The following is a 14,014-nucleotide window of genomic DNA, read 5'->3' as shown; positions in this document are numbered from 1 at the left end:
TTATTTTGTGCTTGTTGTTACAAATCTATTCTTCTCATATTTTTTAGAATTGCCAGGAGTCATTTTTTCCATTTCATTTAGGGAATCTCTTTCACATGCTTTTAAAGTTGTAAGTCTGTAAAATAAGATTGATAACTCTTCCATATCTTCTTCAGTAATATGATCTGATTCACTAAATGAGGACAAGGATAAAATAAATTTAAAATAATCTTGAGGTTGCATTCTTGAGGTTTTCCAGTAAAATAAATCAAAAAAGTGTTTTTCATAAAGAGCCTTCATTTCAAATTCATACACATCACATTTTTCTTTTTCAGAATTTAGAGTATTGCTTATTTCTTTGTCTAATGCATTTAAGATTCCAAGTTTGTTTGAATAATGTGTATTAGTGCTATCTTCCAATAAATCAGAAACATATAAATTTAAATTATGTGCTATAACCTGCAACATTGATATAGTTGGAGTCCGTTTATTATTTTCATAATTATAAATAGCATTTCTTGATAGGCCGCATTTATTGGCTAACTCTTCTTGAGATAAATTAAGTTTGGTTCTATGTAATTTGATTTTTTCCCCTAAGGTCATAATCATCACTCCCTAGAAATATTTTACAGAAAATTCATACGAATGTAAACAATAAAATAAAAAAATATTTAAAATCATATTGACTTCATACAAATGGATACATATAATAAGTGTGTGGAAATTTCATACAAATGTGTGAAGGAGTGGGAGAATGAATATAAATGTAAACAAAATAAGAATTGCTCAGGCCAATGAATGTTTGTCAGTTAATGAATTAGTTGAAAAAACTGGACTTGGGAGAGCAACAGTTTCAAAGATTATTAATGGATGTAGTGCACCATCACTTAAAAGCATTGGCTTAATAGCTAAAGCATTAAATGTGGATGTTAAAGAGCTATTATTAGATGAATAACAGTTTTAATGAAACAAAAAAGCAATTATATTAAGCTGAATTACTTTAATTTTTTAGTTCATTTAAACGACTACATTGAAATCAAATAATTAAATGGGGAGAGAATTACTAAACGCATAATCTGGAGGGGTAGAAATGGATATTGAAGAGTATAGAGAACAGGTCAAAAAGAAAACAATAAATACTAAGGAATTAGCAAAAATACTTGATGTTTCAGAAGCAAAAGCAAGAAGAATAACTCATATAGAAGGTGCACCAGTACTTAAAATAGGCAGAGATATTAGAATAATACTTTCAAAATTAGATGAGTTTTTGGAAGATCATATTGGAGAGGTATTATGAAAAGAATCATATGGTAAGAAGAATTATTTGAGTTTTGCAAAACATATTTATTAGATTTTATAAAAGAAATGTATTTTTTGAATGAGGGTAACGATAATGGATTTCAAAATATTTGAATACTATGTATTTACTTGTGGGTTAATAGGGGTTACGCCATCGTTTAATGGACTTAGACAGTTTGAAATTTTCTATATGTGGGAGTGGAGTAAAAATGATGGATATCAAATGGGTAAAATTTGAAGTAGGTATGTATGATGACACTAAACTTAAAATATTAGACAGTATGGAAAACAGAGATTTACACCATTATGTTTGGACTAGGTCTCTTGTTTTATCAGGAAAAATAAATTGCGGGGGATATTTATATATAACAGATAATATTCCACATACAATTAAGACTTTGGCTATAGAGTTTAACAGAAGTATTAGTGAAGTAAAAGCATCTTTTAAGATACTTAGAAAATTAGAAATGATTGAATTTACAGAAGAGAAGGTTTTTAAAATTAAGAACTGGGATAAGCATCAAAATGTTGAAGGCATGGAGAGATCAAAACATTTAAATAATGCTAGGGTTGCAAAGTGTAGAGCTAAAAAGAAAGAACTTAATGAAAATAATAAAGAAGATGAAATCATTAATGATGTATTAGAAATAATTGAAGAGGAAAAAGAAAATAAAAGCAAAAGAACTGGCAATGCAGATATTAAATCAGAAAAAGAGCTTTCAATTGATAAAAATGAAGATATTAAAAATAGTAATGCTACAGAAGATGTCACAAGTAACAATATAAATGATAAAAGTAATGTTACTTGTAATGTTGATAATTTTGAGTGTAACGTTTCAGTAATGGAACAGAATAAGAAAGAGAATAAGACTAAGAAGGAGATAAAGAAAGAGAGTAAGAGTGATATTGAAACTATTGATGAAAATAGTTTAAATGCTGTATCAAAGATAAATGATGAAGAAACACTCTCGTGTAAATTTAGCACTAATGAAAGAAAAGATACTAATGCTCAATATGCAGCCAACCTTTTGAGACATTATGAAAATATAACAGGAATATTAGGTGGTCTTAATATAGGTCTACTTAAACTGGCTGTTGAGGTGCATGGGTATGAAAATGTAAAAAAGGCTATAAATAAAGCTTTAGAAGTTAATAAAGCAAATATGACTTACATTAATGGGATACTTAAAAACTGGAGAAGGGAAGGCTATCCAAAAGATGATGTGGAGGTAAAGAAAAATGAGTTTAGAAGTACTAGAAAGAGTAACACAACAGATAAAAATGAATTTGCAGGATTCAAGCCAAAGGAACCACGAAAACTTACAGAAGCTGAAAGAAAGAGACTTGAAGCAACCCTCATATAAGTGCAGTAAATGCAGTGATACCGGATGGATTTTAGTGCCGCAGGAACATATGCAGCCCCTTGCTGTATCCTGTGAATGCAGGGAAATTGAAAAGCTGAAGAATGAATGGAAGTACTCAGGAATCAATGTTGAACAAAGTAAACTTACTTTCGCAAGTTTTGAAGTTTGGAATCAAGCATCACAAAGAACAAAGGATACTGCAGTAGCTTATTGTACAGATTTTGATGAAATTAGAGATAAGAGAAGAAATAGTATCTTATTATGTGGCCAAGTTGGCAGCGGTAAAACTCATTGCAGCATTTCAGTTGCATTAAACTTTTTAAAACAAAGGATCAAAGTAGTGTACATGCCTTATAGGGATGTAATCACAAAGATAAAGCAAAATATGATTGATGAAGAATACTATACCAAGACCATTTCAAAGTATCAATTATGCGAGGTCCTACTTATTGATGACCTCTTCAAGGGGAAAATCAATGACAGTGATATTAATATAGTTTTTGAAATTATCAATTATAGGTACTTGAATTTTCTACCTATCATAGTTAGCAGTGAATTTTCTATTGATAGATTACTGGCTTTTGATGAGGGAGTTGCCTCGAGAATATATGAGATGTCAAAAGATTATGTAGTGGAAATTGAGAAGGATATTAGGAATAACTATAGACTTAAGTGAAGAGAAAATTAACTTTTAAATAAATTAATGTATGAAAGGAAGTTGTTTTAAATGAAAGCATCAGGAATTATAAGAAATGTTGACCCATTAGGGAGAGTTGTAATACCAAAGGAAATGAGAAAAGTATTAAACATTAATGAAGGAGATCCAATAGAAATAGTTAAAGTTAATAATGATGTTGTTCTGAGGAAATATAGTAAGGGATGTATATTTTGTGGAAGTGATAAAGATATAAGCGATTTTAATAATGTGCCTGTTTGCAGTGGCTGTAGAAAGACTTTAAGCATTGAACGAAAGAAGTAAATTACTTGTATATAGTTTTAATGTCATTATGCAGACTGTGTAGAGGGTGTAATCATATGTGTTATGAAATGAAAAATGGCACAGTGTAATTCATAATACGGAATAATTCTACAACAACAAAAAGTTAAAAATAAATTTACTCATGGAAATTTAACAATTAAAAATTATGTTGGATCAAATCTGAGGGAGAGGTGAATAAAGTGAATGGTTTGAGAATTTTCAAAGATGAAAGATTTGGAGTAATAAGATGGGTTAAAGTAAATAATAAAGATTATGCAGTTGGAATTGATATAGCAAAATCTTTAGGATATAAAAAGCCTAACGATGCAATTTCAAGACATTGCAAGGGGGCCGTGAAACACGGAGTAGGGGTAGTTACTGGAAAGAGGAAAGATGGAACGGATGCTATTCAAAATGTAGAAATGAGTGTTATTCCTGAAGGTGATATTTATAGAATGGTTGCAAAATCTCAATTACCAGGAGCAGAAAAATTTGAATCATGGATTTTTGATGAAGTATTGCCTTGTATAAGAAAAACAGGAATGTATGCAACAGATCAATTATTAGATAATCCAGATTTACTTATTGCTGCAGCTATAAAATTAAAAGAAGAAAGGGAAGGAAGATTAGAAGCTGAAAAGAAAGTAAAACTATTAGAACCAAAAGCACAATTCTATGATGATGTTGCAGGATCAAAAGACTCTATAGAAATGGGACACGTTGCAAAGGTTCTTGGAATTAAGGGAATGGGAAGAAATAGATTATTTTCTCTGCTTAGAGAGAAGAAAGTTCTGGATAAAAATAATATTCCGTATCAGCAGTTTGTAGATTTATGCTACTTTCGAGTATTGGAACAAAAGTATACAGTATCTAATGGCCAAACTAAAATTAATATAAAAACAATGGTATTTCAAAAAGGTATAGATTTTATTCTTAGAAAAATTAGAGAGAAATAATATAAACATTCTTATATAAGAAGATATAAAAATGGAGGTTTGTCCGAGTAAGGATAAACCTCCATTTTATATTCAAAGATTAAGCTACTTCATATTTAGTAACTTGTCTTTGAGTCAATTGAGCACCAGATTTCTTAGCTAAATCGCCAGCATTAGTTTGGAAAATGTTCTTTGCTACGATGGTATCCATAAGAGCATTAACTTCTGCTTTTGTAAGAGTAGCTTTAACACCAGAAATGCTTAAAGTACTCTTTTCACCAAATTCAGTTAAAAAAGTCATTGATAAAGTATATTCCATTTAATCACCACCTTTCTTTCAGTTATGAGTTAAGAGTTGAGGAAGAGATTACTGTATAATCTCAAAAAAATTAATTTGAGAAATCTTACAGAGATTTAAACCAAAATTCTGAACTCTGAACTTTGAATTCTTAACTGTCTTAAGCGTTTGCTAAAGCAGAAGATTCATTAACAAAATAATCCCTTGTTGAAGCTTCTAAAACAGTTGTAATAGCATTAGCAACATCATAGACGTTTTCAGGTGCAGCATTTGTTTTGACATTAGCAAAAGTTTTTTTGCCGTAAATTGGGTCCCCGGCCTTATCAAGTGCTTTTTCTACTTCAATACTGAAAGAAACTGTGTCAATAGTTTTAGTAACAGCCATAGTTTTTTTCCTCCTTTATTTTATTTTCATAAAGGATATATGGATAAATAGTATATATTACATTCATAAAAGAAATTATTTTATTAATAAACATTTATTAAAGAGGCAATTACTTAAGATAAAAAAGGATGGATAATTTATGATTGAGACAATTAATAATTTATATAATTTAGTATTGTTTATATTAGCAGGAAGTGTAGTGGTATTATTAATAACAGTTGGATATGTGATAGGAATAATAAAATATTTCCAAAAGTATATGATTTTTAATAAAGATCTAGAGAATATAATAATTAATAATATAATGAACAAAGATAATATTTAAGAAATAGAGATGTATTTGCATTAAATGAATGTTGATACATCTTTATTTTTGTTTCAGTTTTTATTGGATTAAAGAGATAATTATTTCATATTAGAAAATAGTGGATTATAATGGAATATATGGTCTAATATATAATAATAAAACCATATTCTTAGAATGTCTATAATTGGAAGTTGAGATCATTTATAATATAAAGAATGTATTCTTTAGTGAGGGGTTCAACGAGGCTCGCCTCCACCAATGAAACTCACGAATAGATACGACCGTATTGGAGAAATCCAATACGGTTTTCTAATTTAGAGTTATATGACATAAAGTTTACTTATTATTTTATATTAGATAAATAAAAATTTAGAGTAAAAATCTATTGACCGAATCGGTTTATGAAGCTATAATCATATTAACCGATTCGGTTGATAAAGTGAAGGAGGTGGAATTTTGGATAAATTCTCAAATTTGCCCAAAGAAAAGCAAAACACGATTATAGATGCTGCCTTAAAAACTTTCGGCACTAATGGCTACAAAAAGACTTCTATAAGCGATATTGCTGCTGCTGCAGGAATATCAAAGGCTATGGTGTTTCACTATTTTGGCACAAAAAAAGCATTATATTTATATTTGATTAATCTATGCGGCACTATCATGATAAATGAAGTAAATGAAAAGTTTGACAACAATGTTACTGACTTCTTTGACAGGATTAAAATGTCATCCAACATTGAAATTTCAGCCATGAAAAGACATGCTGCAATACCTTCCTTTTTAGCTAGTGCTTATTTTGAAAATGATGAAGAGGTAAAGGAGGATTTAAAAGATATCTTTGCTGGTTCAGAAGATTTTAGAAATAAAATAGCTTTTGATGGCATGGATACCTCCATGTTTAAAGAGGGGGTAGATCTTAGGCTTCTTATGAAAATGCTCTTGTGGATGGCAGAAGGGTATACAAAAGAAATGTCTAATAAAGAAGAAATTAATTTTGATAATATGCTGGATGAATTTAATAGATGTTTGGATATGCTTAAAAGCAACTTTTACAGAGAAGAATATTTGTAGAAACTGTTAGTAGGGAATGTAAAATTACTTTCAATAAATAATATTTAAGAGGAGAATAGTTATGAATTCATATTTATTGAGCTTTAAAGACATTGATAAATCACAGCTTCCAGTAGTAGGAGGAAAAGGCGCTAATCTTGGAGAGCTTTCAAAAATTGAAGGGATACAGGTTCCTGAAGGTTTTTGTGTTACTACTGAAGCCTATAAAAAAATAATTGAGAATAATAATGAGTTTAATAGGCTTTTAGAAGAATTATCTCAGCTTAAGGTAGAAGATAGAGAAAAAATAGGTGAAATCAGTGGAAAAATCCGCAGACTAATCGAAGATATCACTATTCCAAAAGATATAGATGAAGGGATAGTAGCATTTATTAAAAAGTTTGGTGAAAAGAATGCTTATGCGGTTCGTTCCAGTGCTACTGCTGAGGATTTACCTCTGGCTTCCTTTGCAGGACAACAGGACACTTATTTAAATATAATAGGAAAAGATGCTATCCTTCATCATGTAAGCATGTGCTGGGCATCATTATTTACAGATAGAGCGGTAATCTATCGTATGCAGAATAACTTTGACCACCGTAAGGTATATCTTTCTGTAGTTATCCAAAAGATGGTTTTCCCAGTGGCTTCAGGAATTATGTTTACAGCAGATCCTATAAGCGCCAATAGAAAGGTTCTCTCTATAGATGCAAGCTACGGCCTTGGAGAAGCTCTAGTGTCAGGCCTTGTGAATGTAGATATATATATAGTGAAGGAAGGCAAGATTATAGATAAAAAGATATCTACTAAGAAGATAGCCATTTATGGAATTCCTCAAGGTGGGACTGAGCAAAGAAACATTGATGCTGATCGTCAGAATACTCAAACTCTAACAGATCAGCAGATTTTACAGCTTGAACAAACTGGAAGAAAAATAGAAAAGTATTTTGGTCGCCCACAGGATATAGAATGGTGTCTCTATGAAGATAAGATATATATTGTTCAAAGTCGTCCTATTACTACCTTATATCCTGTACCGGAAGTTAAGGATGATAAAACCCACGTATTCTTTTCTTTTGGGCACCGTCAGATGATGACTGAGGCAATGTCACCCTTAAGTATGACCTTCTTTGCGGCTTTATTTAAGATGATGGTAGATTCACCAATGTACTATGCAGGCGGAAGAATATATGTAGATTCATCAAATGAATTACGATCACCTATTATGAGAAAGTCTTTTGTTAAAGGCCTTGCCACAATAGATGTTCTTATGCAGAATGCCTATTACAATGTTTTAAAACGAGAAGATATTATGAAAAATCTTTATAAATCAAAGAAACCAATGGTTTCTGCAAAACTGGCTATTAGGTGGCTTGCTAAAACTATAGAATGCTACAGGAAGAATGATCCTGCAATTGCAGAATTCTATATGGCTCGCAGCAGGGCAATGATGACAGATTTAGAGCAGCAGGTACTAAAGATTTCAGGTATGGAGCTCTTTGATTTTATTGAGAAGAGCATGGTTAAAATAAAGGACAATATGATGGACACTTATGGAGTTGTTTTTGCTGGAGCTTATGCATCTAGCTGGCTTAATAAGAATCTGGGAAAATGGCTGGGAGAAAAGAATCTAGCGGATACTCTTGCTCAATCTGTATCAAACAATGTTACTTCAGAAATGGGACTTGAACTTTTGGATGTATCAGATGTAGTGAGAAAGCATCCAGAGGTAATTAAATATTTGGAAAATCCTAAGGATGAAAGTTTTTTTGAAGACCTTATGGAACTCCCAGGAGGAATTGAAGTAAGGGATGCTATAAGAGAATTCCTTAAGAAATACGGCATGCGCTGTTCTGCGGAAATAGATATAAGCAAAACTAGATGGAATGAAAAACCAACGATTTTGGTCCCATTGATCTTGGGCAATATTAAGGTTTACCCTCCTAATGCTCATGAAGCTAAATTTGAGCAGGGACTCAAGGAAGCTAAAGAGAAGGAGGAAGATATTTTAAGAAAGCTTGAAAAGATGCCAGGAGGCAGAGGAAAAGCTAAAAAGGCAAAGAAGGCAATTAGTGTTCTTCGTAATTATGCTGGATATCGTGAGTTTAACAAGTATACCTTAATTTGGTATGAATGGATTGTGAAGCAGGTTATTATGAAAGAAGCTGAAAGCTTAATAAAGCAGGGGCTCATAAAGGAACCAGGTGATATATTCTATCTTGAATATGAAGAACTAAGAGAGGTTATTAAAACCAATAAATTAGATTACAATATCATACAGAAAAGACGAGAAGACTATGAAATTTATGAGAAGCTTACACCTCCTCGTGTAATTACATCCGATGGAGAAATTATATCAAGTCAATACGACACAAGTAAGATTCCTGAAGGTGCTTTGGCGGGTGTAGCTGTATCAACAGGTACCATTGAAGGCAGAGCAAGAGTGATACTAAGAATCGAGGACGCTAATATCGAGGAAGGGGATATTCTAGTTACTACTTTTACTGATCCTAGCTGGACACCAGTGTTTGTGAGTATCAAGGGATTGGTTACAGAGGTTGGCGGAATGATGACCCACGGAGCAGTTGTTGCAAGAGAATATGGACTTCCAGCAGTGGTTAGCGTAGAGAATGCTACAAAGCTTATAAAAGATGGACAGAGAATCAGGGTAAATGGAACAGAAGGGTATGTAGAAATACTTGAGTGGAGCAATGGGAAAAAAGGATAAATAATATTAATCTATGAAGGCGGCTGAATTACGGCCGCTTTCATAGATTGAATCGAGGTGCTGCTATGATGAATGAAAATAAGAAGATTCTAAATAAAAATTTTATGATTCTTATGCTTGGCAGAATTGTATCTGATACAGGAACAGGAGTTCAGGCGGTAGTTATGCCCTTGTATATCATTGATATTGGTGGCTCAGCAGCTACTATAGGGCTCTTTACCTTCCTGGCTTTGATGCCAGCTCTAGTCATATACCCTTTCGCTGGGGTCTTTGGAGATAGGCTGAACAGAAAATCTATAATGATAGGAGCTGATCTACTAAGCGGAGTAGTGATACTTGCTTTGGCTGCTTGTTCTCATTTGGGGAAAATGAATCTTGCTTTGCTGTTATCAGTGCAAGTAATAGCATCGCTTCTGTATGGATTCTTTGATCCTGCTTCAAAGGGAATGCTGCCACAGCTTATCCAAGGAGAAAAACTTATAAGGGCTAACTCAACAGTTGAATCCCTCAGGACCTTGACTGGACTACTTAGTCCTGTTATCGGCACTGTATTGTATGTAAAATTAGGTATAACCGTACTGTTTTTAATCAATGGTATATCCTTTCTGATTTCAGGAGTCTGTGAAGTTTTCATTAAATATAAACATGTAAAACGGAAATCAGTTACTGGCAGTGCAGGATTTGCCGCAGATTTGTCTGATGGAGTCCGATTTATCTTAGGAAATAAAATAATTAGTAGAATGTGTATATTCTTTTTTATAATATTTGCATTGATTCAGCCAATATTTACTGTGATATTGCCGTTATTTTTCAGAACAAAACTTAGTTACACAGATACACAATATGGTTATCTGCAGATGGTATTCATTTTGGGAGCGCTCATTGGGAGCATTCTTGTAGGTACAGTATTTGGGAAAGATAAAAAAGTAAGCGAACCTATTTTTATGGGCTGTTATATCCTGATGGGTACTATGCTTATTTTTTCAGTTCTACTATTTCCAGCTAGTTTATCAGTAATTGGAAAAGGCAGCATGCTTTATGTTGCATTGCTTTCCATAGTTCTTGGTATTCTGAGCATTGCATGTATGCTTATCAGTGTTCCGGTGCAAGCCTTTATCCAAAAAGTAACCCCTAACGAATACATGTCCCGTATATTTTCCATTGTAGGGATGATTACAAAAGGGGGGATGCCCTTTGGTGCGCTGATCTATGGAATGATCTTAAGTAGATCGACCATACATTGGACGATGCTTATTACTACAATTTTGATGATGATGATTACAATTGGTTTCTTGGCGACGGTTTTGAATAGGATAAGGGGTGCAAAATAGTATAAGTATAGAAAATGCTGCGTGGACTTAGCTTCGTAGCATTATTTATAAAAGTAATATTAAAATAGAATAAAAGTATTTAAAAGAACCAAATATATTATGTTTTTTTTCTACCCAAAATTATGGAATATACTTTATAGTATGTTTTACTTTAGAATGATAGTAAGAGCTGATAAAATAGAAAACAGATTAGTTTAGAAAGGAATTATGATTAAATTCTAACATAAGTATGAGGATAGTGTTCCATATAATATTAATTAATAGTGGATTTCTATAACTACCCCTCGCTTTCACCAATGAAACACTCGACAGAAACGTTTAGGGCTTTCCATATGGATAAGCTTAAAAATATTTAGTCTGACAGTATCATAGATAAGATGAAATTTTGAGCAGAATCCAACTACCAATTATTCATACAACTAGGAGTTAATATATATAATGAGAAAGCTGAATGTCCAAGCTGAAACACGTTAATGTTTTATGCTATTACTTTGCTCCAAATTCTCTTCTAAAACTTGCGGACCAGAAACAAACAATCCGCAATACCATGAAGCTCCACTTCAAGCTATTGCATTGTTACTTTCTTATCAGGTTGTTTTAAAGTGAAGCTCAAGTGACTTCAAGGCTACGCCTTCAAGTAAAAGGAAGTAATAGACAAGCTTATATTATTGATTTAAATACTTATTAAAAAGTATGTTAATATTGTATAAATATTAAATTCTAAGTATCTACAATAAAGCTTACCTATTACCTTAATTTTAACTCGCTTACGCTCAAACAAAGGAAGAAAAGTACAAGCTTTTTATAGAAACTAATGTTTTTTAGTCTATTATGTTTAGAATTTATATGTGAGACTAAAGTGTAGGTTTTATAGCTTGCACTTTTTATTGTTTTTATGGCCTGCGGCAGCAAGGAAATTGTCCTAGCCCTAAAGGGCGGGACAATTTAAAATATATTTATTGGAGCTGGCGCTCCAATCTTTTTTTGTGTACAATAAAGCATGTTTTGTAATCTATTATATAGATTTATTATTTATACGTAGTTTCTATAGTAGAAGTTTTAATATAGATAATTATTGGGGCGCCTTAATCAACCACCCAAAAAAGGACAGGTCATTAGCTAGAACTTCTAAACTTATATGAGTATTCCGGCAAGCTCCAACCTCATATAAGTTAAGAATTTCTATGCATTAGACTAGTCCTTTGTTTGGGTACCCGATGGAGCGCAGAAGGCAAGCACACTTCGCTAAATAAGTCGTTGTCCCGAGAATGTCCAAGCTAAAATATTTAAGGCCATGAATTTTTATGGTCCTTTTGTGTTTATGGAGATTTTGAAAAATTAGTGTTTATTCTTTAATTTCAGATGGAACACTTCGTGAAACGTTATTTAGCTAAATTTACATGCCTTCTTTGTGGTATTTAGCTTTAATGGTGTAGATGATGTAGATGTAGAAGGTATTCCAATGCATTTTAGTTCATTCTTTTACCATAGATAATGTTGTATACGCAGCTAAGAGTTTTTAGTGAAAATAGAAATAGTAATGGAAAGTTAATGTTTTCTCTTCAAAGTGAAGGCTTTAAATTTACTTCGAATTTCTAACTCTAGAAAGAGTCAATGCGCAATACCAAAGAGCTTTGCTCATTAGCATTACATTGACACTTTCTTAAGATATTAATTTAAGTGTGGTGATGGGATTAAAGGCTACAGCTATTCAGCTATAGCCTTCAATCATTTTGTAAATACTTTATATGTTCATTAGCTCATTGCAAAGAAATATAGCGATCTAGTTGTATTAGAAAATACTATTTGAAATCATTAAATAGTTAATAATAATTATTATTAATTGTAATAAATGTAACATATATGGAATGTTTATATAATGAAAATAATAACTAGGAAGATGTATAATATGAGTAGTGATAAAAAAGAATTACAAAATAATAAATTAGCAGACGAAAAAGAGAATTTAATGGATAATAGTAGTACTGTTGACAAAGAAAGCATGAACAATGATAACACTGATACTAAAACTGAAGGTTTGATAATGCCAAATAGTCTACCAATATCAAACGCTGTAGTAAATGGCTGGGTTAAAGATGGTGATACATGGTATTATTATGTAAATGGACAAAAAGTTACTGGATGGAGGCTCATTGACTCCTATTGGTATTATTTTGAAAGTAGTGGAGCTATGAAAAGGGGGTGGCTCTACCTAGGAGGATTCTATTATTACTTATTCTATAGTGGACAGATGGCAACAGGATGGCAAAATCTAGATGGTAAAACATATCACTTCTATTCAAATGGACAAATGTCAGTAGAATGGGCTAAAATTGATGGTGGATGGTATTATTTTAGTGAAAGCGGTGAGTTGCATATTGGATGGTTAGATCTAGATGGTACTTGGTATTATTCTTTTTCAACAGGAGAGACTGCTATAGGTTGGTTACAATTAGGAGATAAATGGTACTATTTTGATGAAAGTGGAAAGATGCAGCGAGGATGGAAACTAATAGAGGAATATTATTACTACTTCTTTTATGAGGGTGAAATGGCTACTGGTTGGCAAAGTCTAGATAATGTATCATACTATTTTTATCAAGAAACAGACGTTGGCCACAAAGAAGGAAGCATGGCAGCTAACACTATTGTAGAAAGTTATGTACTAGATAAAAATGGTAAAATGATAGATACATCAGCAAGCGCGTTGTTAGGATTAAGTGGGACGATTGGAATTTTTCATAATTCTATTATTTCTTTCATTGGCTTCAATTTTGAAAAAGCATTACCAATATTTCTATCTCCTTCAATACAAGTATCAGGAAAAGTTTCTTTAGAGCAAAGCATATATAATGCAACTGGAAATTTAAATCTTACTGTTGGTTCTGCTAATGAACTATCTAATGAAATAACTAATGGATTATCATCAGCAAATATAGCATTTGATTTTACTGCACAAAATATAGCAGATAGTATAAGTGCTATTGGAGCATCAGCACAAGTTAATGATAATATAAAATTGAGTATGCAATAGATACAGTAAAGGTAACCTTTGAATATCTTACAACATACAAAGATGTTACAATCTATCAAGATATTATTTTAAATATCAAGAAAGATGATAGTAATACAGGTGACTCATATATACCATTAGCAGTAGAACCTGCCACTATTACTGAAATAAATGGAGTAAGAAGCTTGGCTTTATTCGGTATTGGTTTTGGAATACTTGTAGTTGCGGGAGTACTTTATCCAGAAGTACTCGCAGCGGGTGTATTTAAACTCTTAGCAACTAGTCTTGGATCCATTTAACTCATATAAAAATATTAATTTAGATTACAAAAGAAGAGGAGTGGAAT

The 14,014-nt window shown here is 32.1% G+C and carries 13 protein-coding genes and 1 pseudogene; 11 read left to right on the top strand and 3 right to left on the bottom strand.

The window, feature by feature from the left end:
- Positions 1-582: an XRE family transcriptional regulator gene (locus DIC82_16695; GenBank protein AWK52533.1), complete on the bottom strand. Its 582-nt coding sequence runs from the start codon at positions 580-582 to the stop codon at positions 1-3.
- A 151-nt stretch (positions 583-733) separates the two neighbouring features.
- On the opposite strand from DIC82_16695, the gene DIC82_16690 reads away from it, so the two are divergent.
- From DIC82_16690 to DIC82_16665, 6 genes and pseudogenes are all read left to right on the top strand, one after another.
- Positions 734-934 carry an XRE family transcriptional regulator gene (locus DIC82_16690; GenBank protein AWK52532.1) on the top strand — a complete coding sequence of 67 codons (201 nt, stop codon included), beginning with the start codon at positions 734-736 and terminating at the stop codon, positions 932-934.
- 135 nt (positions 935-1,069) lie between these two features.
- Positions 1,070-1,276 (top strand): excisionase, encoded by a 207-nt coding sequence (locus DIC82_16685; GenBank protein ID AWK52531.1) that lies wholly within the window; start codon positions 1,070-1,072, stop codon positions 1,274-1,276.
- Between the two features lie 211 nt (positions 1,277-1,487).
- Positions 1,488-2,642 (top strand): phage replisome organizer, encoded by a 1,155-nt coding sequence (locus tag DIC82_16680; protein AWK52530.1) that lies wholly within the window; start codon positions 1,488-1,490, stop codon positions 2,640-2,642.
- Between the two features lie 49 nt (positions 2,643-2,691).
- Positions 2,692-3,318, top strand: coding sequence for an AAA family ATPase (locus DIC82_16675; GenBank protein ID AWK53116.1), 627 nt, complete (start codon positions 2,692-2,694; stop codon positions 3,316-3,318).
- Between the two features lie 51 nt (positions 3,319-3,369).
- Positions 3,370-3,621, top strand: coding sequence for an AbrB family transcriptional regulator (locus tag DIC82_16670; GenBank protein AWK52529.1), 252 nt, complete (start codon positions 3,370-3,372; stop codon positions 3,619-3,621).
- Between the two features lie 200 nt (positions 3,622-3,821).
- Positions 3,822-4,577: pseudogene (locus DIC82_16665) on the top strand (phage antirepressor Ant).
- A gap of 79 nt (positions 4,578-4,656) precedes the next feature.
- On the opposite strand, the gene DIC82_16660 reads toward DIC82_16665, so the two are convergent.
- Positions 4,657-4,875, bottom strand: coding sequence for a DUF2922 domain-containing protein (locus tag DIC82_16660; GenBank protein ID AWK52528.1), 219 nt, complete (start codon positions 4,873-4,875; stop codon positions 4,657-4,659).
- 139 nt (positions 4,876-5,014) lie between these two features.
- Positions 5,015-5,239, bottom strand: a complete 225-nt coding sequence (locus tag DIC82_16655) for a hypothetical protein (protein AWK52527.1) — start codon at positions 5,237-5,239, stop codon at positions 5,015-5,017.
- Between the two features lie 139 nt (positions 5,240-5,378).
- On the opposite strand from DIC82_16655, the gene DIC82_16650 reads away from it, so the two are divergent.
- The 5 genes from DIC82_16650 to DIC82_16630 all read left to right on the top strand — a co-directional run bounded on the left by DIC82_16650 (position 5,379) and on the right by DIC82_16630 (position 13,689).
- Positions 5,379-5,564: a hypothetical protein gene (locus DIC82_16650; protein ID AWK52526.1), complete on the top strand. Its 186-nt coding sequence runs from the start codon at positions 5,379-5,381 to the stop codon at positions 5,562-5,564.
- 438 nt (positions 5,565-6,002) lie between these two features.
- Positions 6,003-6,617 (top strand): TetR/AcrR family transcriptional regulator, encoded by a 615-nt coding sequence (locus tag DIC82_16645; protein AWK52525.1) that lies wholly within the window; start codon positions 6,003-6,005, stop codon positions 6,615-6,617.
- A 61-nt stretch (positions 6,618-6,678) separates the two neighbouring features.
- The gene (locus DIC82_16640; GenBank protein AWK52524.1) at positions 6,679-9,324 is read left to right on the top strand and encodes a phosphoenolpyruvate synthase; all 2,646 of its coding nucleotides are present in this window, start codon (positions 6,679-6,681) and stop codon (positions 9,322-9,324) included.
- A 65-nt stretch (positions 9,325-9,389) separates the two neighbouring features.
- Positions 9,390-10,655 carry an MFS transporter gene (locus DIC82_16635; GenBank protein ID AWK52523.1) on the top strand — a complete coding sequence of 422 codons (1,266 nt, stop codon included), beginning with the start codon at positions 9,390-9,392 and terminating at the stop codon, positions 10,653-10,655.
- A 1,879-nt stretch (positions 10,656-12,534) separates the two neighbouring features.
- Positions 12,535-13,689, top strand: a complete 1,155-nt coding sequence (locus DIC82_16630; GenBank protein ID AWK52522.1) for a hypothetical protein — start codon at positions 12,535-12,537, stop codon at positions 13,687-13,689.
- The last annotated feature ends 325 nt before the right edge of the window (positions 13,690-14,014 follow it).

This window comes from Clostridium beijerinckii (assembly GCA_003129525.1).
GTDB lineage: Bacteria > Bacillota > Clostridia > Clostridiales > Clostridiaceae > Clostridium > Clostridium beijerinckii_D.
The sequence above is the reverse complement of the archived record's forward strand: the minus strand, read 5'-3'. Positions and strand labels throughout refer to the sequence as shown.

Coding starts and splice junctions, on each gene's coding strand:
- DIC82_16695 (AWK52533.1), bottom strand. CDS start 582: ATGACCTTAGGGGAAAAAATCAAATTACATAGAACCAAACTTAATTTA.
- DIC82_16675 (AWK53116.1), top strand. CDS start 2,692: ATGCAGCCCCTTGCTGTATCCTGTGAATGCAGGGAAATTGAAAAGCTG.
- DIC82_16650 (AWK52526.1), top strand. CDS start 5,379: ATGATTGAGACAATTAATAATTTATATAATTTAGTATTGTTTATATTA.
- DIC82_16630 (AWK52522.1), top strand. CDS start 12,535: ATGAAAATAATAACTAGGAAGATGTATAATATGAGTAGTGATAAAAAA.
- DIC82_16640 (AWK52524.1), top strand. CDS start 6,679: ATGAATTCATATTTATTGAGCTTTAAAGACATTGATAAATCACAGCTT.
- DIC82_16655 (AWK52527.1), bottom strand. CDS start 5,239: ATGGCTGTTACTAAAACTATTGACACAGTTTCTTTCAGTATTGAAGTA.
- DIC82_16670 (AWK52529.1), top strand. CDS start 3,370: ATGAAAGCATCAGGAATTATAAGAAATGTTGACCCATTAGGGAGAGTT.
- DIC82_16685 (AWK52531.1), top strand. CDS start 1,070: ATGGATATTGAAGAGTATAGAGAACAGGTCAAAAAGAAAACAATAAAT.
- DIC82_16680 (AWK52530.1), top strand. CDS start 1,488: ATGATGGATATCAAATGGGTAAAATTTGAAGTAGGTATGTATGATGAC.
- DIC82_16635 (AWK52523.1), top strand. CDS start 9,390: ATGATGAATGAAAATAAGAAGATTCTAAATAAAAATTTTATGATTCTT.
- DIC82_16690 (AWK52532.1), top strand. CDS start 734: ATGAATATAAATGTAAACAAAATAAGAATTGCTCAGGCCAATGAATGT.
- DIC82_16660 (AWK52528.1), bottom strand. CDS start 4,875: ATGGAATATACTTTATCAATGACTTTTTTAACTGAATTTGGTGAAAAG.